Annotated in this window: 18 protein-coding genes and 1 riboswitch; of the genes, 14 read left to right on the top strand and 4 right to left on the bottom strand. The window is 36.8% G+C overall.

The genetic code is table 11. From position 1 onward, the window contains the following. The first annotated feature begins 94 nt into the window (after positions 1-94). Positions 95-907 (top strand): M48 family metallopeptidase, encoded by an 813-nt coding sequence (locus BW964_RS10275; protein ID WP_076507883.1) that lies wholly within the window; start codon positions 95-97, stop codon positions 905-907. An 83-nt stretch (positions 908-990) separates the two neighbouring features. Here the strand turns inward: BW964_RS10275 and BW964_RS10270 are convergent, their stop codons facing one another. After that, entirely contained in the window at positions 991-2,613 is a 1,623-nt protein-coding gene (locus tag BW964_RS10270) for an ABC-F family ATP-binding cassette domain-containing protein (protein WP_076506994.1), read from the bottom strand. 190 nt (positions 2,614-2,803) lie between these two features. On the opposite strand from BW964_RS10270, the gene smpB reads away from it, so the two are divergent. The 5 genes from smpB to BW964_RS10245 all read left to right on the top strand — a co-directional run bounded on the left by smpB (position 2,804) and on the right by BW964_RS10245 (position 7,528). After that, positions 2,804-3,262: an SsrA-binding protein SmpB gene (gene smpB / locus BW964_RS10265; protein ID WP_076506993.1), complete on the top strand. Its 459-nt coding sequence runs from the start codon at positions 2,804-2,806 to the stop codon at positions 3,260-3,262. Between the two features lie 77 nt (positions 3,263-3,339). Continuing rightward, the gene (locus tag BW964_RS10260; RefSeq protein ID WP_076506991.1) at positions 3,340-4,839 is read left to right on the top strand and encodes an OmpA family protein; all 1,500 of its coding nucleotides are present in this window, start codon (positions 3,340-3,342) and stop codon (positions 4,837-4,839) included. Positions 4,840-4,933: 94 nt separating this feature from the next. Then, the gene (locus BW964_RS10255; protein WP_076506989.1) at positions 4,934-5,674 is read left to right on the top strand and encodes a YebC/PmpR family DNA-binding transcriptional regulator; all 741 of its coding nucleotides are present in this window, start codon (positions 4,934-4,936) and stop codon (positions 5,672-5,674) included. A 57-nt stretch (positions 5,675-5,731) separates the two neighbouring features. After that, positions 5,732-6,556 carry a UDP-2,3-diacylglucosamine diphosphatase gene (locus tag BW964_RS10250; protein WP_076506988.1) on the top strand — a complete coding sequence of 275 codons (825 nt, stop codon included), beginning with the start codon at positions 5,732-5,734 and terminating at the stop codon, positions 6,554-6,556. Then, positions 6,557-7,528 carry a glycosyltransferase family protein gene (locus BW964_RS10245; RefSeq protein WP_076506986.1) on the top strand — a complete coding sequence of 324 codons (972 nt, stop codon included), beginning with the start codon at positions 6,557-6,559 and terminating at the stop codon, positions 7,526-7,528. It abuts the gene before it with no gap. On the opposite strand, the gene BW964_RS10240 is transcribed toward BW964_RS10245, so the two are convergent. Together BW964_RS10240 and BW964_RS10235 are read right to left on the bottom strand one after the other, a co-directional pair. Then, positions 7,517-7,807 (bottom strand): GNAT family N-acetyltransferase, encoded by a 291-nt coding sequence (locus tag BW964_RS10240; RefSeq protein WP_076506985.1) that lies wholly within the window; start codon positions 7,805-7,807, stop codon positions 7,517-7,519. The genes BW964_RS10245 and BW964_RS10240 overlap by 12 nt on opposite strands. A 163-nt stretch (positions 7,808-7,970) precedes the next feature. Then, positions 7,971-8,720 carry an RDD family protein gene (locus BW964_RS10235; RefSeq protein WP_076506983.1) on the bottom strand — a complete coding sequence of 250 codons (750 nt, stop codon included), beginning with the start codon at positions 8,718-8,720 and terminating at the stop codon, positions 7,971-7,973. A 27-nt stretch (positions 8,721-8,747) separates the two neighbouring features. On the opposite strand from BW964_RS10235, the gene BW964_RS10230 reads away from it, so the two are divergent. The 7 genes from BW964_RS10230 to BW964_RS10200 all read left to right on the top strand — a co-directional run bounded on the left by BW964_RS10230 (position 8,748) and on the right by BW964_RS10200 (position 15,936). Then, positions 8,748-9,731 carry a stage II sporulation protein M gene (locus BW964_RS10230; protein ID WP_076506981.1) on the top strand — a complete coding sequence of 328 codons (984 nt, stop codon included), beginning with the start codon at positions 8,748-8,750 and terminating at the stop codon, positions 9,729-9,731. Beyond that, positions 9,715-10,677, top strand: coding sequence for a DUF4013 domain-containing protein (locus BW964_RS10225; protein WP_076506980.1), 963 nt, complete (start codon positions 9,715-9,717; stop codon positions 10,675-10,677). The genes BW964_RS10230 and BW964_RS10225 overlap by 17 nt, the downstream gene beginning before the upstream one ends. Then, complete coding sequence (locus BW964_RS10220) at positions 10,670-11,467, top strand: DUF4129 domain-containing protein (protein WP_076506978.1); 798 nt, start codon at positions 10,670-10,672, stop codon at positions 11,465-11,467. The genes BW964_RS10225 and BW964_RS10220 overlap by 8 nt, the downstream gene beginning before the upstream one ends. 14 nt (positions 11,468-11,481) lie before the next feature. Beyond that, positions 11,482-12,639, top strand: a complete 1,158-nt coding sequence (locus tag BW964_RS10215) for a DUF4350 domain-containing protein (protein WP_076506977.1) — start codon at positions 11,482-11,484, stop codon at positions 12,637-12,639. Positions 12,640-12,783: 144 nt separating this feature from the next. Further along, positions 12,784-13,815 carry an AAA family ATPase gene (locus BW964_RS10210; RefSeq protein ID WP_076506975.1) on the top strand — a complete coding sequence of 344 codons (1,032 nt, stop codon included), beginning with the start codon at positions 12,784-12,786 and terminating at the stop codon, positions 13,813-13,815. A gap of 305 nt (positions 13,816-14,120) precedes the next feature. Continuing rightward, the gene (locus tag BW964_RS10205) at positions 14,121-15,443 is read left to right on the top strand and encodes a DUF58 domain-containing protein (protein WP_076506973.1); all 1,323 of its coding nucleotides are present in this window, start codon (positions 14,121-14,123) and stop codon (positions 15,441-15,443) included. 73 nt (positions 15,444-15,516) lie between these two features. Then, positions 15,517-15,936 carry an OsmC family protein gene (locus BW964_RS10200; protein ID WP_076506972.1) on the top strand — a complete coding sequence of 140 codons (420 nt, stop codon included), beginning with the start codon at positions 15,517-15,519 and terminating at the stop codon, positions 15,934-15,936. Between the two features lie 51 nt (positions 15,937-15,987). Here the strand turns inward: BW964_RS10200 and BW964_RS10195 are convergent, their stop codons facing one another. After that, positions 15,988-18,603, bottom strand: a complete 2,616-nt coding sequence (locus BW964_RS10195) for an MGH1-like glycoside hydrolase domain-containing protein (RefSeq protein WP_076506970.1) — start codon at positions 18,601-18,603, stop codon at positions 15,988-15,990. A 188-nt stretch (positions 18,604-18,791) separates the two neighbouring features. Then, positions 18,792-18,898, top strand: a riboswitch (SAM riboswitch). A gap of 61 nt (positions 18,899-18,959) precedes the next feature. Between BW964_RS10195 and BW964_RS22725 the strand changes: the two genes are divergently transcribed. Continuing rightward, positions 18,960-19,898 carry an alpha/beta fold hydrolase gene (locus tag BW964_RS22725; protein WP_104669470.1) on the top strand — a complete coding sequence of 313 codons (939 nt, stop codon included), beginning with the start codon at positions 18,960-18,962 and terminating at the stop codon, positions 19,896-19,898. The last annotated feature ends 14 nt before the right edge of the window (positions 19,899-19,912 follow it).

Genomic DNA, 19,912 nt, shown 5'->3' with positions numbered 1-19,912 from the left:
AAAAAAACAGCATTTTGAAATGATTAAGGATGAACTTGACTCAGTGAATGTTAAAAAAAATTATCTATCTTCGCGGTCCAAATTAAAAATGATTATGAAAAAAATTACGATCTGCCTTTTATTCTTAGGGGCTATGAATGCTGTGACGGCACAGAAAATCAATCTTGGAAAAGCTGTAGGCGTTGTTTCAAAAGGAGCAAAGGCTCTTACTTTCACCAATGAAGACGCTGTAAAGCTATCAAAAGAGTCTGTTGACTGGATGGACAAAAATAATCCAGTTGCAGGGCCAAAAGATCCTTACACCGTTAGACTCAACAAGCTTTTTGGAAAGCACAAATCCCAGGATGGACTGGCTTTGAATTATAAAGTGTATAAAGTAAAAGATATCAATGCTTTTGCTTGCGCAGACGGAAGTGTTCGTGTATTTTCTTCCTTAATGGACATTATGACGGATGATGAACTGTTGGCTGTAATTGGACATGAGATCGGTCACGTGAAAAATCAGGACACTAAAGATGCTATTAAATCTGCTTATTTAAAGGCGGCTGCACTGGATGCGGCATCTTCTGCATCAGGAACCGTAGCGGCATTAAATGAAAGCCAGGTAGGGAAAATGGCCAATGAATTCCTGGATGCTTCCCATAGCAAGAAGCAGGAGTCTGAAGCAGATACATATTCTTACGACTTTATGAAAGCTAACAACTATAATGTAGTAGGAGCTTATTCAGCATTCAAAAAACTGGCTTTGCTTTCAGAAGGAAGTACGCAAACGGGTTTTGAGAAAATGTTCAACTCTCATCCTGATAGTGAAAAAAGAGCTCAGGCCATTAAGAAAAGAGCAGAAAAAGATGGTTTATGGAAAGATCCGGGAACGATTGCCATTCCAAAGACTAAGCTTACAAAATAAATTGAATCTTATTGAAAATAAAAATTCCTCAAAGACAACTTTGAGGAATTTTTTATTGTGAATTATACTGTGGTCTCAGTCAATTAAGAATACATTTTTTCTCTCAATTCTTTTACTTTTTTATCAGCAAGATATTCATCGTAAGTCATTTCTCTATCAATGATTCCTGAAGGAGTAAGCTCGATGATTCTGTTACAGACTGTCTGAAGCATTTCGTGGTCATGAGACGAAAGCAAAAGATTTCCTTTGAAGTTTGACAACGAGTTGTTCAACGTGGTGATACTTTCAAGGTCCAAGTGGTTGGTAGGTTCATCTAATAAAAGAACATTAGCTTTCTGAAGCATCATTCTGCTGAACATACATCTCATTTTTTCACCTCCTGAAAGTACTTTACAAGATTTTAAAGCTTCATCACCAGAGAACAACATTCTTCCTAAGAATCCTCTCATGAATTCTTCGTGACGCTCTTCATCATTTTTAGTGAATTGTCTCAACCAGTCTACCAGGCTGATATCTTCCTGGAAGAATTTGGTATTGTCCAAAGGCATATGAGATTGGTTGGTTGTAACTCCCCAGGCAACATTTCCTTTATCAGCTTCGTTATTTCCAGCTAAAATTTCAAAAAATTCAGTAATGGCTAAAGAGTTTTTAGAAAGAACAGCCACTTTATCTCCTTTTTTAAGGTTAAGATCAATGTTTGAGAATAATAATTCTCCGTCTTTGGTTTTTTCAAGACCTTTTACATCCAAGATCTGATCTCCAACTTCTCTTTCCATTTCGAAAATGATAGCCGGATATCTTCTGGATGAAGGTTTAATATCATCGATGTTCAACTTATCGATCATTTTCTTTCTGGCAGTAGCCTGTTTTGCTTTTGCAACGTTTGAGCTGAATCTTGCGATGAAGTCCTGAAGTTCTTTCTTCTTTTCTTCTGCTTTTTTATTAGCCTGAGCTCTCTGTCTTGTTGCCAGCTGAGAAGCCTGATACCAGAAAGTATAGTTACCCGTATAAAGGTTAAGTTTAGCATAATCTAAATCTCCGATATGCGTACAAACGGTATCCAGGAAGTGACGGTCGTGAGATACAACTATTACCGTATTTTCATAATCAGCAAGGAAGTTTTCCAACCAGGCGATCGTATCGATATCAAGGTCATTGGTAGGTTCATCCAGAATCAATACATCAGGATTTCCAAAAAGAGCCTGTGCCAAAAGAACTTTTACTTTGTCCTGATTTTCAAGCTCACTCATCATCTGCCAGTGCATACCGTCTTTGATGCCTACGTTGGAAAGCATCGTTTGTGCATCAGATTCCGAGTTCCATCCTCCCATTTCATCATAAATGACCCCCAGTTCTCCTGCTTTTATTCCATCTTCATCAGAGAAATCTTCTTTCGCATAAAGCGCATCCATTTCCTCCTTTATTTCAAATAACTTTTTATTTCCTCTCAGTACAGTTTCAAGAACAGTATATTGATCATAAGCAAAGTGATCCTGCTCTAAAACTGACATTCTTTTTCCTGGTTCCAAAGATACATGCCCTGTAGTCGGATCCTGCTTTCCTGTTAATATTTTAAGGAATGTAGATTTCCCCGCACCGTTTGCTCCGATAATCCCGTAGCAGTTTCCTTTGGTAAACATAATATTTACCTCGTCAAAAAGAATTCTTTTCCCGAATTGTAAAGATAAGTTAGATACTGTTAACATATAGTTTTGTAAATTTGGCGCAAAATTACGAAAAGAATTTGGGTATTTCGTAATAATGTAAAAGTCAAGTTTTTAAATATGAGGTATTTTTTCTATATTTCATTGATGAAAAAATAAGATGGAGTCCTGAATGGATACTTAATGAAGGATTGGGTAAGGCCAATTCAATATAATCACACGCATTTTTAACATGAAAATCGAAAAAACAGTCAGTATATTAAATAGAAAAGCCCGTTTTGAATATGAAATCCTTGAAGAATTTGAAGCTGGGATGGTTTTGACCGGTACAGAAATAAAATCTTTACGTTCATCCAAAGCATCCATCACAGAATCCTTCTGTCAGTTTATTGATGGGGAATTATACATTATTAATATGATGATTGATGAGTATAAATTGGGAACTTTTTATAATCACAAAACAAAAAGGGAACGGAAATTGCTGTTGCACAAAAAAGAATTACAGAAACTTGAAAAAAAGTTAAAGGATGCTGGTAACACAATTATACCTCTTAAATTATATATCACAGACAAGGGTAAAGCAAAAGTGCTGATATCGCTTGCCAGAGGGAAAAAACTCTTTGATAAAAGGGAAGCGATAAAAGATAGAGAAAATAAACGTAACCTGGATAGAATATTAAAGAAAAGTTAAAAATCATTCAAAAAACTTTGTTTTTAAAGAAAAATTATATTTATTTTGCATTATCAATTATTTAATCATTTAATTCTATGAAAAATCTAAAATTAGGAATTTCAGCATTGGCGCTTACGGTTGCTTCTACTGTGTTCGCTCAGACTACCAACAATCCGTGGTTAATCGGGGTTGGTGCTCATGCGGAAAACCACAAGGCACAGAGTAACAACTTTAGTAATACGTTCTCTGCTAATAATTTAACGAAGACAATGTTCAATGTGAACAACTTCTCTATTACACCTCCATTATCTAAATTAACAGTTGCTAGAAACATCGGTAAAGGTTTAGTTATCGACTGGCAGACTTCTGTAGGTAATGTTGACAACAAGAGATTTAACATGGGAAAAGAATTTTTCCTAATGACAGGTCTTGGTTTCCAAGCTAAAGCAGCTGGTCTTTTATGGAATGAAGAATCTTGGTTCGATCCATATTTAAGAGTTGGTGCTAACTACTTGAGACATGATTATACTGCACTTACTTTCCCAAGAACTGATTTCAGAGGAGATACAGTTAATAACGGAGACGGTGGTAATGAAAACGGTAAAGCGAATCACTTTGCAGTTTCTACAGGTGCTGGTGCTAACTTCTGGGTAACTAAGAACTTCGGTCTTGGTGTTCAGGGTGATTATGTATCAACTCCAGGTGATAAATCAAATGTTGCTAACTTCTGGCAAGCTTCTGCATCGATCTTATTCAGATTCGGTAACAGAGATAGAGATAAGGATGGTATCCTAGATAAAGATGATCTTTGTCCAGATACTCCAGGTCTACCAGAATTCCAGGGATGTCCTGATACTGACGGTGACGGAGTTCCAGATAAAGACGATCAATGTCCAGAAGTAGCTGGTCCAGTTGAAAACAACGGTTGTCCTTGGCCAGATACAGATGGTGATGGTGTTATCGATAAAGATGATGCTTGTCCTACAGTTGCAGGTCCTGCAGAAAACAACGGTTGTCCTTGGCCAGATACAGACGGTGACGGAATCATTGACAAAGATGATGCTTGTCCTACTGTTCCAGGTCTTCCAGAATACAACGGATGTCCTAAGCCAAAAGAAGTAACAGCTACTGATGTTGAAAAGAATCTTAAGAGTGTATACTTTGATTTCAACAAAGCTACTATCAGACCTGAATCTAAAGGTGCTTTAGATACTGCTTCTGAAATCATTAAGAAAGATGGAGGTAGATTCCTGTTAGTGGGAGAAACTGATAAAAAAGGAAGTGATGCTTACAACTTGAAATTATCTAAAGAAAGAGCTGCTTCTGTAGTTGCTGCTTTAGATGCGAGAGGTGTAGATACCAACGCTTTAAAATCAGTAGGTATCGGAGAGCAAAATGCTAAAGTTGCAGAATCTGCATCTGATGCTGAAAGACAAGCTGATAGAAAAGTAACTGTTAGATACATTGGTGAAGACAGTGAATGGAACAAATATCAGAAATCTGATGTTGTTGTTACTCCAGCAAAAAAAGCTACCAAAAAAGCTACTAAAAAAGCTCCAGCTAAGAAAAAAGCTGCTGCTAAAAAGAAAAAATAATTAATTTTTCTAAATAATAAATACCTCCAATTTTTTGGGGGTATTTTTTTTTTGTAGACTTTTAGTTAATTTTGTTGAAAATTTAAAAATTAAAATGGGAAGAGCATTTGAATATAGAAAAGCTTCGAAAATGGCCAGATGGGATAAAATGGCCAAAACTTTCTCTAAAATCGGTAAAGATATTGCGCTGGCGGTAAAAGCTGGTGGAACAGATCCGGAAGCCAATCCAGCTTTAAGAAGATGCATCCAGAATGCAAAGGGGGCGAATATGCCTAAAGATAACGTAGAAAGAGCTATCAAAAAAGCAGGTGGAGCTGATGCAGAAAACTATGAAGAAATTACCTATGAAGGATATGGCCAGGGGGGAGTAGCATTCTTCGTAGAATGTACAACCAACAACCCAACAAGAACTGTAGCCAACGTAAGAGCGATATTCAATAAGTTTGACGGTAACCTGGGTAAAAATGGAGAGCTTGCATTTATCTTCGATAGAAAAGGAATTTTTACCTTAGATTTATCTCAAATCAAAATGGATTGGGATGATTTTGAAATGGAAATGATTGACGGAGGTGCAGAAGATGTGGAAAAAGATGAAGAGGAAGTAATGATTACAACAGCTTTCGAAGACTTCGGTTCATTGTCACACAAATTAGATGAGTTGAAAATAGAAGCAAAAAGCGCAGAACTTCAGAGAATTCCAAATAATATCAAAGAAATAAATGCGGAACAGTTCAAAGCGAATATGAAAATGCTGGAGCGTTTCGAAGATGATGATGATGTACAGAACGTTTATCATAATATGGAAATCACAGAAGAGTTAATGAACTCATTGTAAAAAATAATATGGCATTCATATACAGTTAACTTTCAATTAGTTTCTTTGTATAAAACTATGAAAAGAAACGTTGAGTTAGTTGTCATATCGGATGTTCATCTGGGAACTTATGGATGTAAGGCTAAAGAGCTGTTACGGTATCTCAATTCTATCCAGCCAAAAACATTAGTTTTGAACGGTGATATTATTGATATCTGGCAGTTTAAAAAGTCTTACTTCCCTAAACCTCATTTGAAAGTGATCAAAAAGATCCTTTCATTGGCTACCAAAAATACTCAGGTTTACTATATTACAGGAAACCATGATGAAATGTTCCGTAAGTTTACAGACTTTGAATTAGGAAAACTTAAAGTTTGCAATAAAATCTGTCTTGATATCGATCAGAAGAAAACATGGATATTTCACGGAGATGTTTTCGATGCCTCTGTTCAGCATTCAAAATGGATCGCGAAGTTGGGCGGAAAAGGATATGATCTTTTGATTGTCATCAATAACGTTGTTAATTGGTTTCTGGAGAAAATGGGAAAAGAAAAATATTCATTTTCTAAAAAGATCAAAAACAATGTGAAAAAAGCGGTGAAGTACATCGGGGATTTTGAACTCACTGCTTCTGAACTGGCTATAGACAATCACTATGATTATGTAGTTTGCGGCCATATTCATCAGCCTCAGATCCGTGAGGTCATTACCAAAAAAGGCGCATGTACTTATCTGAATTCCGGAGACTGGATTGAAAACCTTTCGGCTTTGGAATATCATGATAAAGAATGGAAAATATTCTATTATGATGATCACAAGGATTTACTTAAAGACGATGAAGTAGAAGAGATCCAGGATATGGACAACTCTGAACTTCTGAAAATAGTCACTAATTTTTCTTAAATGAAAGTTTTGTACGCATTTCAAGGAACAGGAAACGGACATGTGGCCAGAGCACAGGAGATTATTCCTATTCTCAAAAAATATGCTTCAGTTGATACATTGATCAGTGGTCATCAGTCCCAATTAAAGGCCGATTTTGACATTAATTTCCAACATAGGGGGATTTCGCTTCTTTACAATAAAACGGGCGGTTTATCCTATCGCAAAACGTTTACTGAAAATAAATTTCTTGAAGCTGTAAAAACAATCCGAGAATTGGAGCTTTCACAATATGATCTGATCATTAATGATTATGAGCCTTTGACCGGATGGGCGGGTAAGTTGAAAAAGCTTCCCATGATCGAGCTGAGCCATCAGGCGTCCATGAGCTTTGCTGAAACTCCTAAGCCCGAAAACAAAGATTTTCTTGGTGAACTGATTCTTAAATATTATGTTCCAAGTGAAAGAAAGATCGGTTTTCATTTTGAAAATTATCATCCGCAGATCAAAAAACCTGTCATCAGAAAAAAAATTAGAAATCTTAATCCGGAAAAAAAAGGATATTATCTCGTTTATCTTCCCAGTTTTGCAGATGAAAATATTATCAAGATTCTGAAGCAAATACCTGTACAGTGGAAGGTATTTTCAAAACATAGCAAAGTACAGGTTAAAGTGAAAAATGTGGAAGTTTTCCCAATCGACGAGATACAGTACCTGAAGTATTTTGAAAGTTGTGATGGTATTCTTTGCAATGCCGGTTTTGAAACACCAGCAGAAGCGCTCTTCCTTGATAAAAAACTCTTTGTCATCCCAATTCACAATCAATATGAGCAGGAATGCAATGCATGTGCTTTAGATCTTATGGGAATTCCCAATTCCAAGGTCCTAAAACCTCAGGAGATTATGGAATGGGTAGCTTCGGATCATCACTTAAAAGTAGAGTATCCGAATGATATTGAAGAAATTTTGGTTAATGAAGTCTTAGTTCTTTAGAAATACATCATCTACGTCACTCATTCTGGTCATGACAGCTCTGGCATAAGAGCAGTGAGGGTATGCTTTCCACTTGTTTTCTCTGGCAAATTTTATGGCTTCCTCAACCAGATATTTTCCCATTCCCCGACCTTCAAATTCAGGATGAACCAATACGAAAGAAATAATAAATTTATCTTCTTCAGGAAAAATAGTATACGTCAATCTTCCCACTTCTTTTGTTTCATTGTTCAATGTAATGAAACCACCGTTTCCTGATTTGTTGTTTTCAAATTTCATAATTCAAATCTTTGCCATTAAACATACAAAAATTGCACCGATGAGTAATGATGGAAGAGTAAGAAGGGAATGGTGAATTTTTTAAATATTAATTAATTGCAGAATTATTATCCTGTATTGGGTAAACTGACCATGCCTTGCAAAGCAAAATTGAGCATTCACATTAATTGTCTTTCCCCGTATAATAGTTGTAGTCCTTAATCACCACATTAATGAAATGTCTCTCCGTCATTTTCTTTGGATCAATATCAAGCTTTAAAATACTTTTAATCTTATCGGAAAGTTTGCTGATGATCTGTCTGTCGTCTACTTTCAGGGCTTTGGTATAATTATCTTTGATGATCCTCATATCATTATCGCTTAAAGCAATCACTTGTGGAAAGGAGGGAATGTAGTCATCATTGATATTTTCCAGAATGGTATGAGAAATATTGATATTATTTTTTAGCGAAATTACAGCAGTACCCGATGCGATATCTCCCAAACGCTGATTGTTTTTAGACACAATCATAGAAATAATCCCGACAACGCCGGCTGCTGAAGTGTCGATCAGTCTGAACATCCATCGGATCAGATAATCACCAAAACTAGCCTGATAACCGTCAATTTTTACAACCCGGATTTTCATGAGTTTTTTTCCCGGCGTCTGTCCTTCCATGAGACTTTCCAGGACAACCGGATAAATGTAAACCGGAAATGTAAGGACAATGTAAACGGCCATAATAGACCATTGATCAAGTCCTGCCAATAAATACCCAAGATCAAAAATGTTAAAGAAAAGATAGAAGACCATGAGAACATAAGCAACCTTTATCAAAAGATCGATAATGAAGGCAAGCATTCTTTCCCCGACACTCGCAATATTAAAGTTAATATTTACATTTTGTGAGGTATTTATCGCAATTTGAGACATAATTTTTATTATTTTAGCCTTACAATTATGAGAGAAGTTTATTTCATTAAACAAAATAAAGAAAAATGGTTGGGAATTGAACAGGTTATTCAAGGGAAAATAAAAAAAAATCCTGATGACCTGTCTTCGTTGTACATCAACCTGATCAATGATCTTTCATTTGCGCAGACCTATTATCCCAAAAGCAATACTACGGTATACCTGAATCATTTGTCTTCGCAGATATTTCAGAAGATTTATAAGACCAAAAGAGTAGAGGAGAACAGACTGCTCTATTTCTTCAAAACGGAAGTTCCCCTGCTGGTTTATCAGTACAGGAGATATCTTATGTATGCCTTTCTGTTTTTCATTCTGTTTACTTCAATAGGTGTACTTTCCGCAGCTTACGATAAAGACTTTGCGAATATCATTCTGGGAGAAAATTATGTCAACGAAACCATAGAAAATATTAAAAAAGGAAATGCAGTAGGCGTTTACCAGAGTGGATCTACCTGGGGAAGTACCATCGGGATTATTTTCAATAATATCGGAGTAGGAGCCAAACTGTATATTTATGGAATTACGGCAGGGGTAGGAACCTTGTTTGCCCTTCTTTCCAACAGTGTTATGCTCGGTTCTTTCCAATATTTTTTCTATGATTACGGAGCCTTGAAAGACAGTGCAAGAGGAATCTGGCTGCATGGTGTTTTTGAGATCTTTGCGATGGTTGTGGAGGCTATGTGCGGACTTATTCTGGGAGCAAGTATCCTGTTTCCAAGAACATTGTCAAGGTTTAATTCTTTTAAAACGGGTTTTAAAGATTCTTTTAAAATCTTTCTCAGTACCATTCCTTTTACCATCTGTGCCGGAATTATTGAGGGCTATGTAACAAGACATGCTTTAAGAATGCCACTGGTCGTTAATTTAGCGATAATCATCAGTTCACTGACCATTATAGGATTTTACTATTTTATTTATCCTGCAGTGGTTCATCAAAAAACGAATAATCACAACCATGATGCAGTTTTATAAAAAAAGAGAATTTGGAGCTTTCATCAGTGATAGTTTTAATTTCCTCAAACTTTACGGAAAAAATTATTTTAAAAATTATATCCTGATCAACGGATTGTTATTAATTTTAACAATTGCTGTCATGATCTTTGGATTTAAAGAGATTTTCGGACAGCTTGCCGGTTCCAATATGAGTGGGGAAAGCTATTACTTTGAAAGATATTTTGCAGATAACTCAGGAATGCTGATTTTCGCGGGAATTTTGGTTTTTGTCCTTTTTATTCTTCTGGCAATTGTCAATTATCTGTATCCTGTTTTTTATATGAAAAGGATCGCTGAAGGTGCTCAAAAGATCAAGACAGATGAAATCTTAGGTGATTTTAAAAAAAATGCAGGAAGAATTTTTAAGATGTGTATCGGAATGCTGTTTATTGTATTTCCGGTCACCATGATCATCGTAGGATTTTCTTATGTGCTGCTGCTGATCATTATCGGGTTTTTCCTGATTCTGCTGGTTTATCCAACGGCGTTTAATGTTTCGGCATTTTTGATGTACGATTATTTTAACACCAAAAGAGGCTTTATAGAAAGCCTGAGTTATTCCATAAGATCTCAGTTTTCTTACCCGAACGGAAATGAAAAATCTCCGTACTGGAAATACTGGGGAGCCTCCATCATCATGTTTTTTATTTTGTATGTGGTGAGTCTGGTATTTACAATGGTTCCTATGGTTTTTGTGTACGGATCGGTCCTTACTTCAACACCTGACGGAAATTTTGAGGAGAATCCTTTTGCCGGAACTGCCGGAATTATTTTCTTTGTATTTTATGGAATTTCAATGCTTGCATCGTTATTCCTTTCCAATCTTATGTTTATCAATGCAGGTCTGATGTATTACGACAGCAGAACAGATCTTCATCAGAAAGTTGAACTTGAAGAAATAGAAACTATCGGTATCAATGAATAAATTACTTCTTTTTCTGTTGATCTTTTTCTCCATTGGTCCTGTTCATGCACAGGATAACGATGGAGATGATACAGTAGAAGATTATATTGTAGATTCTCTGGGAACCGGACATTACCGGAATATGCTCCGTGCAGATTCCGTACTGATTCTGAAACCTGTTTCAGAAAATACAGTCTATCCTAAAAAGTTCAAAGAAAATATCAAGTCCAGATATAAAGGAAACGAATTTGATTATTCGATATCTAGGCCGAGAGAATCCTTTTTCCAGAAATTAATGAGGAAGATCGACAAGATCCTTCAGAGTATTTTTGGGGAAACGGTCTTTACCAATTCGGCTAAAATTACAACCATCCTTATCCGCCTTTTTGCAATTATTCTGGTAGGATTTCTTCTTTATTTTATCATTAAATTCCTGATGGGCAAAGATGGAAACCTCTTTTTTGGAAAGAAAAATAAAAAAATAAATATCAATGCAGAAGAGCTTCATGAAAATATCCATGAGATTAATTTTCCTGAAAGCATTGCGAAATTTGAGCGAGAAGGAGATTACCGTTCAGCCATCCGCTACCAGTTCCTGTTTATCCTTAAAAAACTGAGTGATAAAAAACAGATCAACTGGAATCCCGAAAAAACAAATAAAGATTATGCTGCAGAACTGAAAAACTTAGGCCTTAAAGAAGAATTTGCAAGACTTTCCTATATTTTCGACTATGTTTGGTACGGCGAATTCAGCATTGGCGAACAGAGTTATCAGAAATTTAAAAATCAGTATCAGTCCTTTAAACTGTAATTAAATCATTTATCATGAAAAAAACCTTCAAAATATATGCTGTAATATTCATCGTTGTGATGGTTATTCTGGCGTTGCTTGAAGTCAATAAAAAAGAAACAACAAACTGGCGTAAGAATTTTAATATCAATGAAAAGTCTCCTTTCGGTCTGTTTGTTTTTAATAATGAAGCGAAAGATCTGTTTAAAAATAATCTGAAAAAAATAGAACAGACCCCTTACGACTATTATACTCAGCACAAAAAAGGAGTACACAATATCATCGTCATTGAAAAGGAGCTCGACAAAGAGTCCTGGAAAAAAATCCTGGATCAGGTGTCAAACGGTTCAGACGCTATGATTTTGGTAAGCCATATTTCTAAAGATATTTCAGACAGTATAGGATACCATAGCTCGGATATTTCTTTTGAAGAGGAAAATGTGCTAAAACTCACCGATAAAAAATATCAGAATGATTTTATTAAATTAGATAAATTTCCGTCAGGTAGGGGATTTTCATACATTAAGCCTAAAGTGGAAGTACTGGGAAAAACAGTAGAGAAAAATAATTCAGATCAGGCTAATTTTATCAAGGTTCAATTTGGAAAAGGGACGATCTATGCCCATAGTGAACCGCTTTTTCTTACCAACTATTATCTCCTGAAGCCTGGTAATATCAAATATGCACAGGATGTATTTTCCTATCTTCAGGACAGAGAAACGATCTGGTTTGTAGAAAACGACACCAAAGTTTCGCGCTTCTTTATGAGATTTGTCCTCTCCAATCCGGCACTGAAATATGCCTGGTGGTTATTTTTGGGAGGTCTTCTACTGTTTATTTTCTTTAATGCCAAAAGAAAGCAGCGGGTAGTCCCTGTTTTAGAGCCACTGAGAAATACTTCGGTAGATTTTGTGAAAAGCATTGGAAATCTTTATCTTCAGGAAGGCGATTTTCATGATATGATGGCCAAAAAAGCCCAATATTTCCTGAATAAAGTAAGAATGGATCTTTTGATCGATACCCAAAATCTCGATGCTGAATTTGCTAAAAAACTTCAGCTAAAGACAGGGAAAAACATTGAAATGATCAATGAAGCAATAGTCCTGATCAGAAAAGGACAGGATCCATATGCCAACGTAATGAAAGAAGACCTCACAAGATTGAATAAGCTTCTTGATGAGATTTTAAAGTAATGTAACAATGAATACTGGTAAATTACCAGACTGATACATTGGTAGATTAAAAAGAATGAGTCCCAACAGGACGATTTAACAAAACATCGGATGAAGTCCGATGATTAGACAGACAATAGACTAAAAAACCACAGATAGAAAAGTATGGAAAACCATGAAAATCAAAATGTAGAAAACGAAAGTTCTATAAATCTAAATAAAGGAGAAGATCAGTTTCAGTCGAGAATTGATATGATCGAGCTTCGTGCCAGTTTAGAAAAAGTAAAAGCTGAAATAGCCAAAGTAATTGTCGGGCAGGAAAGTATGATCGAGCATCTTATTGCTGCCCTTCTGTCAAACGGGCATGTCCTGATCGAAGGGGTTCCCGGAGTGGCAAAAACCATTACGGCTAAACTTTTGGCAAAGACCATTGATGTGGGTTTCAGCAGGATTCAGTTTACACCGGATCTTATGCCTTCGGATATTTTGGGAACCTCTGTTTTCAATGTGAAAAACTCTGAATTTGAATTTAAAAAAGGACCTATATTTTCAAGCTTTATATTAATTGATGAGATCAACAGATCTCCTGCCAAAACTCAGGCGGCTTTGTTTGAGGTAATGGAAGAAAGGCAGATCACCATGGATGGAGTCCGTTATATTATGGACGAACCTTTCCTGGTCGTAGCGACCCAAAACCCGATAGAGCATGAAGGAACTTACAGACTGCCTGAAGCACAGCTGGATCGTTTTCTATTCAAAATCAATGTAGGGTATCCGAATCTTGAACAGGAAATAGCGATCATAAGAAATCAGCACGAAAGCCGGAAAGAAGATAAGACAGAGGGCGTAAATCGTGTTATTACGGCCGGACAATTGAAAAGTTATCAGAATCTGGTAAAAGAAATTGTTGTAGAGGCTCAGCTGATGGAATATATTGCCAAAATTATAGTCAATACCAGAGAAAACCAATTCTTATATCTCGGAGCTTCTCCAAGAGCATCATTGGCACTTCTTACAGCGTCTAAAGCTTTTGCGGCGATGAGAGGAAGAGACTTTGTAACCCCCGAAGATATTAAAGAAGCAAGTTACGCTGTATTGAGACACCGAGTAATCGTCTCTCCGGAAAGAGAAATGGAAGGCTTGACTGCCGATGAAATTATACGTCAGATCTTAGAGGGAATAGAGATTCCTAGATAGGTTGCAGATATTAGATATCAGGCCGCAGTGGATAGTGGTCGTACCATATTCTTCAATGAGTTTAATTAAAGTTTATATAGGACAAATTTTAAGGAATTTCTGGTTTGACAGAAAGCAATAGGTTTTGTTACAGGAATTTATAAAAGTACAGAATCTTTTCCGGAAGATGAAAATCAGGACAATTATCAAAAATTAAATAATGCAATCATAGAAATTTCAAAAATGCTGAATGGTTTAATAAACTCCCTACAATAAGTTTAACATAGCACCTGCAAGCTGCTACCGTCAATCTATTACCTAAAAAAATGAAAAACCTATACATCAATACACGATTTTTCTTTTCGCTCATAGGAGTGGGGATGGTGTACGTCCTTGCATTTTTCTTTCCGGTTCTGATGTGGGCGGCTCACCTGCTTTTGCTGATCTGTTTTCTTGCTGCCATGGTAGATTATCTTTTATTGTTTAATCAAAAGAATGCACTACTTGCCCAAAGAATACTGCCGGAAAAACTATCCAATGGAGATGAAAATTTTGTAAAAATTGATATTAAAAACAATTATAGCTTTAAAATCAGTACCAGGATTATTGATGAAATTCCATTCCAGTTCCAGAAGAGAGATTTTTTAATTACAAAAGATATTGAATCCGGTAGAAATACCTATTTCCAGTACAGCCTTGAGCCGAAAGAAAGAGGAGAGTACAGCTTTGGAAACCTTAATGTATATGCATCTTCACCACTGGGATTTGTATCCAGACGGTTTAATTTCCAGAAAGACGCTATGTTGCCCGCGTATCCATCCTTCGTACATCTTAGAAAATATGAATTGATGGCATTGCAGAGTGAATTTATGCTCGGTGGAATCAAAAAGATCAGAAAACTGGGACATACCATGGAATTTGAACAAATCAAAGAATATGTTCCCGGAGATGATATCAGAACCATCAACTGGAAAGCTACCTCTAAGACCAACCGATTGATGGTGAATCAGTTTCAGGATGAGAAATCACAACGGATCTTTATTCTGATCGATAAAGGAAGGACCATGAAAATGCCTTTCAATGGGCTGAGCCTGCTCGATTATTCCATCAATGCCGCAATGGCCCTGTCCCATATTATCCTGAAGAAGGGGGATCGCGCAGGAATGATGACGTTTTCTAAAAAGACTGAGAATAAAATTGCTGCTGAAAATAAATCAGGACAGCTGAGAAAGATCTCGGAAGCTCTTTATAATATTAAAACCGACTTTTTTGAAAGTGATTTTAACCGCCTTTATCAGGATGTAAAATATTCTCTGAACCAAAGGAGTCTTGTCTTGCTTTTTACCAATTTTGAAACATTGGACGGATTAAACCGACAACTGAAATATCTTCGGGGGATTGCCAAAAACCATCTTTTGGTCGTTATCTTTTTCAAAAACTCAGAACTGCAGACCCTGATTCATAAAAACCCTGAAAATATGCAGGAAATTTATGATGAGATTGTTGCTGAAAAATTTGAGTTTGAAAAAAAACTTATTATCCAGGAGCTTAGAAAATATGGGATCTACACGGTGTATACTCTGCCAGAGAATTTAAATATTGACGTTATCAATAAATATCTTGAGATAAAAGCGAGAGGAATTTTATAATTTTGTATTCTAATAAATCCAATGGCTTCTGAAATTCTGAGCAGAGCCCAAAAATCTTACAATAAAATTTGAAATGAAAATAACCCTAAACAGAATCAACGACGATTTTTTATTTGAATGTACCAATTCCCAGGGAAATTCAATCCTTTTGGATAATACCTCACAGCCGGGAGCTAAAGGCGTTTCTCCAATGGAAAGTGTACTGATGGCCGTTGCAGGTTGCAGTGGAATAGATGTAGTCGCTATCCTGAAAAAACAACGTCAGGAAATTACAGGTTTTAAAGCTGAAGTAGAAGGAGAAAGAGTTCCTGTAGACGATGCAAAACCTTTTAAATCCATTAAAGTAAGATTTCTTCTTGAGGGAAATATAGATCCTAAAAAAGCACAGAAAGCAGCAGAGCTGTCTTTTGAAAAATATTGTTCCGTATCAAAAACTTTAGAGCCGAATGTAGAGATTGGATATGAAGTTCTTGTCAACGGAGAGAAAGTTTAATCTTTTGAATTGATAATAAGAGGCCGGCCCATTTGGGCCGGCCTCTGTATTTTATACCGTTAATCTGGGTTTCATAAGCTTGGCTACTGTTGCCGTCCATCCGGTCTGATGGGAAGCTCCTACACCGCGGCCATTATCCCCGTGGAAATATTCAAAAAACGTAATGTAATCCTTAAAATGTTCATCATAATTGAACTTGGCATTTCCGCCGTTGAAAGGGCGCTGTCCGTCTTCATCCTTTAAAAATAAAGAGCAGAGTCTTTTGCTGATATTCTGTGCCACTTCATCCAGATTTTTCTTTTCACCACTTCCCGTTGGGAATTCCACTTTTAAGCTGTTGCCATAGTAAAAATGAAAACGCTGTAAACTTTCCACAATCAGGAAATTGATAGGGAACCAGATCGGGCCACGCCAGTTGCTGTTGCCCCCAAACATACGGCTGTCACTTTCGGCAGGAGTGTAGTAGACCACATTTTCTGTACCGTGAACTGAAAATACAAACGGATTTTCCTCATAGACTTTTGACATCGCACGAATTCCATACGAACTTAAAAATTCATTCTCGTCCAGCATTCTCCTTAAAACCTTGGTCAGTCGGTTTTTACGCAGGATACTCATCAGGTGTTTTCTGCCTTGTCCTTCCTCATCCCAGTGCGAAACCAGTTTCGTAAGCTCAGGTTTATTTTTTAATACCCATTCCATTCTTGCCTGGAAATTAGGCATCTTGTCCAATAATTTGTGATCGATGATTTCTACAGCAAACATCGGGATCAGCCCTACAATACTTCTTAATTTTAAAGAAACACTTTCACCATTACCGAGCTGCAACACATCATAGAAAAAGCCATCTTCCTCATTCCATAAGCCTTCTTTGCCATCCCCTAAATTTTCCATCGCTTCCGCGATATACAGATAATGCTCAAAGAACTTAATGGCCATATCTTCATACACCTGATAATACTGCGCAAGTTCCATCGCTATCCGCATCATATTAAGAGCGTACATTGCCATCCAGCTCGTTCCGTCTGCCTGTTCCAGATGCTGTCCGTCCTTCAGTTCCATATTCCGGTCAAAAGCCCCGATATTATCCAATCCCAGGAAACCACCACCAAAAATATTATTTCCGCTCTGGTCCTTCCTGTTGACCCACCAGGTGAAATTCAGGAGAAGTTTCTGGAAAACTTTCTCAAGAAATAAAAGATCGGGTTTACCATTTTGTTTTTCATCAATTTTAAAAACCCTGAAGCAGGACCAGGCATGTACCGGCGGATTCACATCGCTTAGATTCCACTCATAAGCAGGAAGCTGTCCATTCGGATGCATATACCATTCCTTGGTCAAAAGAAGAAGCTGGCCTTTGGCAAATTCAGCATCGATGATAGAAAAAGGAACACAGTGAAATGCGAGATCCCAGGTGGCGTACCATGGATACTCCCATTTATCAGGCATCGAAATAATATCCTTATTGTGAAGGTGATTCCATTCCGTATTTCTTACATAGTCATTGAAATTTCTCGGAGCATTATGATTGGGATCGCCTTTCAGCCATTTTCCTACATTGTAATGATAGAACTGTTTATTCCAGAGAAGTCCTGCAAAAGCCTGTCTCTGTACATTCATTTCATCTTCATTCGTTGTTTCACTCTGAATCTCCTGATAAAACTCGTTGGTCTCAGCAATTCTTTTAGCAAAGATTTCATCAAACTGATCAAAAGGAACGTCAATTTCCTCAGGACATAACCTGAAATCAAAAGTTTTGGATTGTCCCGCTTCAATAAGATCATCAATAATAAAAGAACCCTTACTTCCTCGTTTTTCCGGATTTACGGTATTACTTCCATACACAATATGGTCATTGATTCCGTCCTTGAAGTACGTATTTCCGGTATAAGGTGCTCCATACAATTTAGGGGCATTGGTTTCGTTTTCACAAAAAGCACTCTTCGCGGCCAGATTTCTTGAATAGATTTTTTTGATCGAAATGCTGTCATGGTTAATATCAATACATCCGTCGTACGAAGCATTCATCTGTCCTTTATACGTATTGTAGCCCCATTTCCAGTTGTTTCTGAACCACGCAGTCGGTGCTATTACAATAGGAGCATCTTGTTTGCTTCTGTTATGAACCGTTACTCTTGCCAGAATATCATTGTGGTCCGCTTTACAGTATTCAATGAAAATATCAAAATATTCATCATTGTCAAAAATTCCCGTATCAAAAATCTCGTATTCAGGTTCCTTTTTGCTTCGTCTGCCATTTTCAGCCACCAGATCATCATATGGAAATGCATTGATCGGATATTTGTACACCATTTTCATATAACTATGAGTGGGCGTATTATCCAGGTAATAAAAGATCTCTTTAATATCCTCCCCGTGGTTTCCCTGAGGATTACTCAGCCCGAAGAAACGTTCCTTTACTATTTTATCTTTTTTGTTCCAGAATGAAAATGCAAAACAGAAAATCTGTTTCACATCAGAGATTCCGGCGATGCCTTCTTCTCCCCATCTGTAGGCATAGCTTTCTGCATTATTATGGTTGGCGTAATGCCATGCATTTCCGTTCGGGCTGTAGTCTTCACGTACATTTCCCCATTGCCGGTTGCTTACGTACGGACCCCAGTTTTTCCATTTGGAATCTTGTAATCTTTCTTTTTCAACAATCATATTTCATCACTTTTTTCAATACGAAGGTAGTTTTTTTGAAAAATAATTCCAATTCCTTTCATCTGAAGAATTCTTAACATAGCCTTGAAACACTTATCATTACAGGATTTTTTAATATTAAATATTTTTTTTTGAAAAATTAAAAAGAAAAGACTTACCTTTGCAGAGCGTTCATTCAAATATTGAAAATGTTATCAAGAAAGGTTGAGGGATTAGACCCTATGAAACCTTAGCAACCCTTTGTGCAAGCAAAGAAGGTGCTACGTTCTACCAATTTATTTTGGACAGATAACTTACTGAAGTTCTTTTCAGCCATTTCCTGTGGCATTTTCAATTGTATTAAAATAATAATAGAATTGAAAACAGAACTAAACTATATACATCTTTCGTATCAAACTTATTCCCAAAAGGAATACCATATCCCGTTGACCTATCAGATCTTCGGGAAAGACCTGTTTACCGCACCTCTTATATTGGTTAATCACGCCTTAACCGGAAATTCAAATGTATCCGGAGAGAAAGGATGGTGGAAACAATTGATCGGTGAAAATCAGGTGATCGATACGAACAAGTACACTGTTCTTTGTTTCAATATCCCCGGAAACGGATATGATCATTTTTTAATTGACGAATACGAAGACTTCACCCCTTCAGATATTGCTCAAATATTTTTGAAAGGGCTCGAAGCTTTACATATCAAAAACATATATGCCATTATTGGAGGCTCTCTCGGAGGAGGGATTGCCTGGGAGATGCTTTCCAGACAGCCACAGCTCGCCGAGATATTCATCCCCATTGCCTGCGATTTTAAAACACATGACTGGCTTCACGCACAGTGTCTGGTTCAGAAATTTTTGCTGAACGGAAATGACGAACCTCTGCAAAAAGCAAGGATTCATGCTATGCTGTGTTACAGAACTCCCCAGTCTTTAAATGACAGATTTCAAAACAGATTTCATCAGGAAAATCATCGGTTAGAGTCAGAAGACTGGCTTGTTTATCACGGCAATTCATTAAACGAAAGGTTTAGTTTAGAGTCTTATAAGCTGATGAATCATCTGCTGATGAATCTTAATACTCCCGAAGATCAACTGCAAAAAATCGGAGCACGAATGCACCTGATCGCTGTAGATACAGATTTATTCTTTCCCGCCTCAGAAATTCGAATGTGCTTTGAAAAGCTGAAGGAGAAAAAGAAAAATGTTTTCTATCATGAGATACAGTCTATTCATGGCCATGATGCCTTCTTAATGGAATACGAACAATTAAATAATATCATAAATAATATTTTGTAGAATGAAATGACGCG

It is taken from the genome of Chryseobacterium shigense (genome assembly GCF_900156575.1).
GTDB lineage: Bacteria > Bacteroidota > Bacteroidia > Flavobacteriales > Weeksellaceae > Chryseobacterium > Chryseobacterium shigense.
Note: the sequence above shows the minus strand (reverse complement) of the source record. Positions and strands in the feature narration are given on the sequence as shown.

Coding starts and splice junctions, on each gene's coding strand:
- BW964_RS10240 (WP_076506985.1), bottom strand. CDS start 7,807: ATGAAATTTGAAAACAACAAATCAGGAAACGGTGGTTTCATTACATTG.
- BW964_RS10195 (WP_076506970.1), bottom strand. CDS start 18,603: ATGATTGTTGAAAAAGAAAGATTACAAGATTCCAAATGGAAAAACTGG.
- BW964_RS10245 (WP_076506986.1), top strand. CDS start 6,557: ATGAAAGTTTTGTACGCATTTCAAGGAACAGGAAACGGACATGTGGCC.
- BW964_RS10200 (WP_076506972.1), top strand. CDS start 15,517: ATGAAAATAACCCTAAACAGAATCAACGACGATTTTTTATTTGAATGT.
- smpB (WP_076506993.1), top strand. CDS start 2,804: ATGAAAATCGAAAAAACAGTCAGTATATTAAATAGAAAAGCCCGTTTT.
- BW964_RS10230 (WP_076506981.1), top strand. CDS start 8,748: ATGAGAGAAGTTTATTTCATTAAACAAAATAAAGAAAAATGGTTGGGA.
- BW964_RS10235 (WP_076506983.1), bottom strand. CDS start 8,720: ATGTCTCAAATTGCGATAAATACCTCACAAAATGTAAATATTAACTTT.
- BW964_RS10215 (WP_076506977.1), top strand. CDS start 11,482: ATGAAAAAAACCTTCAAAATATATGCTGTAATATTCATCGTTGTGATG.
- BW964_RS10210 (WP_076506975.1), top strand. CDS start 12,784: ATGGAAAACCATGAAAATCAAAATGTAGAAAACGAAAGTTCTATAAAT.
- BW964_RS10270 (WP_076506994.1), bottom strand. CDS start 2,613: ATGTTAACAGTATCTAACTTATCTTTACAATTCGGGAAAAGAATTCTT.
- BW964_RS10255 (WP_076506989.1), top strand. CDS start 4,934: ATGGGAAGAGCATTTGAATATAGAAAAGCTTCGAAAATGGCCAGATGG.
- BW964_RS10275 (WP_076507883.1), top strand. CDS start 95: ATGAAAAAAATTACGATCTGCCTTTTATTCTTAGGGGCTATGAATGCT.
- BW964_RS10250 (WP_076506988.1), top strand. CDS start 5,732: ATGAAAAGAAACGTTGAGTTAGTTGTCATATCGGATGTTCATCTGGGA.
- BW964_RS10220 (WP_076506978.1), top strand. CDS start 10,670: ATGAATAAATTACTTCTTTTTCTGTTGATCTTTTTCTCCATTGGTCCT.
- BW964_RS10225 (WP_076506980.1), top strand. CDS start 9,715: ATGATGCAGTTTTATAAAAAAAGAGAATTTGGAGCTTTCATCAGTGAT.
- BW964_RS10260 (WP_076506991.1), top strand. CDS start 3,340: ATGAAAAATCTAAAATTAGGAATTTCAGCATTGGCGCTTACGGTTGCT.
- BW964_RS10205 (WP_076506973.1), top strand. CDS start 14,121: ATGAAAAACCTATACATCAATACACGATTTTTCTTTTCGCTCATAGGA.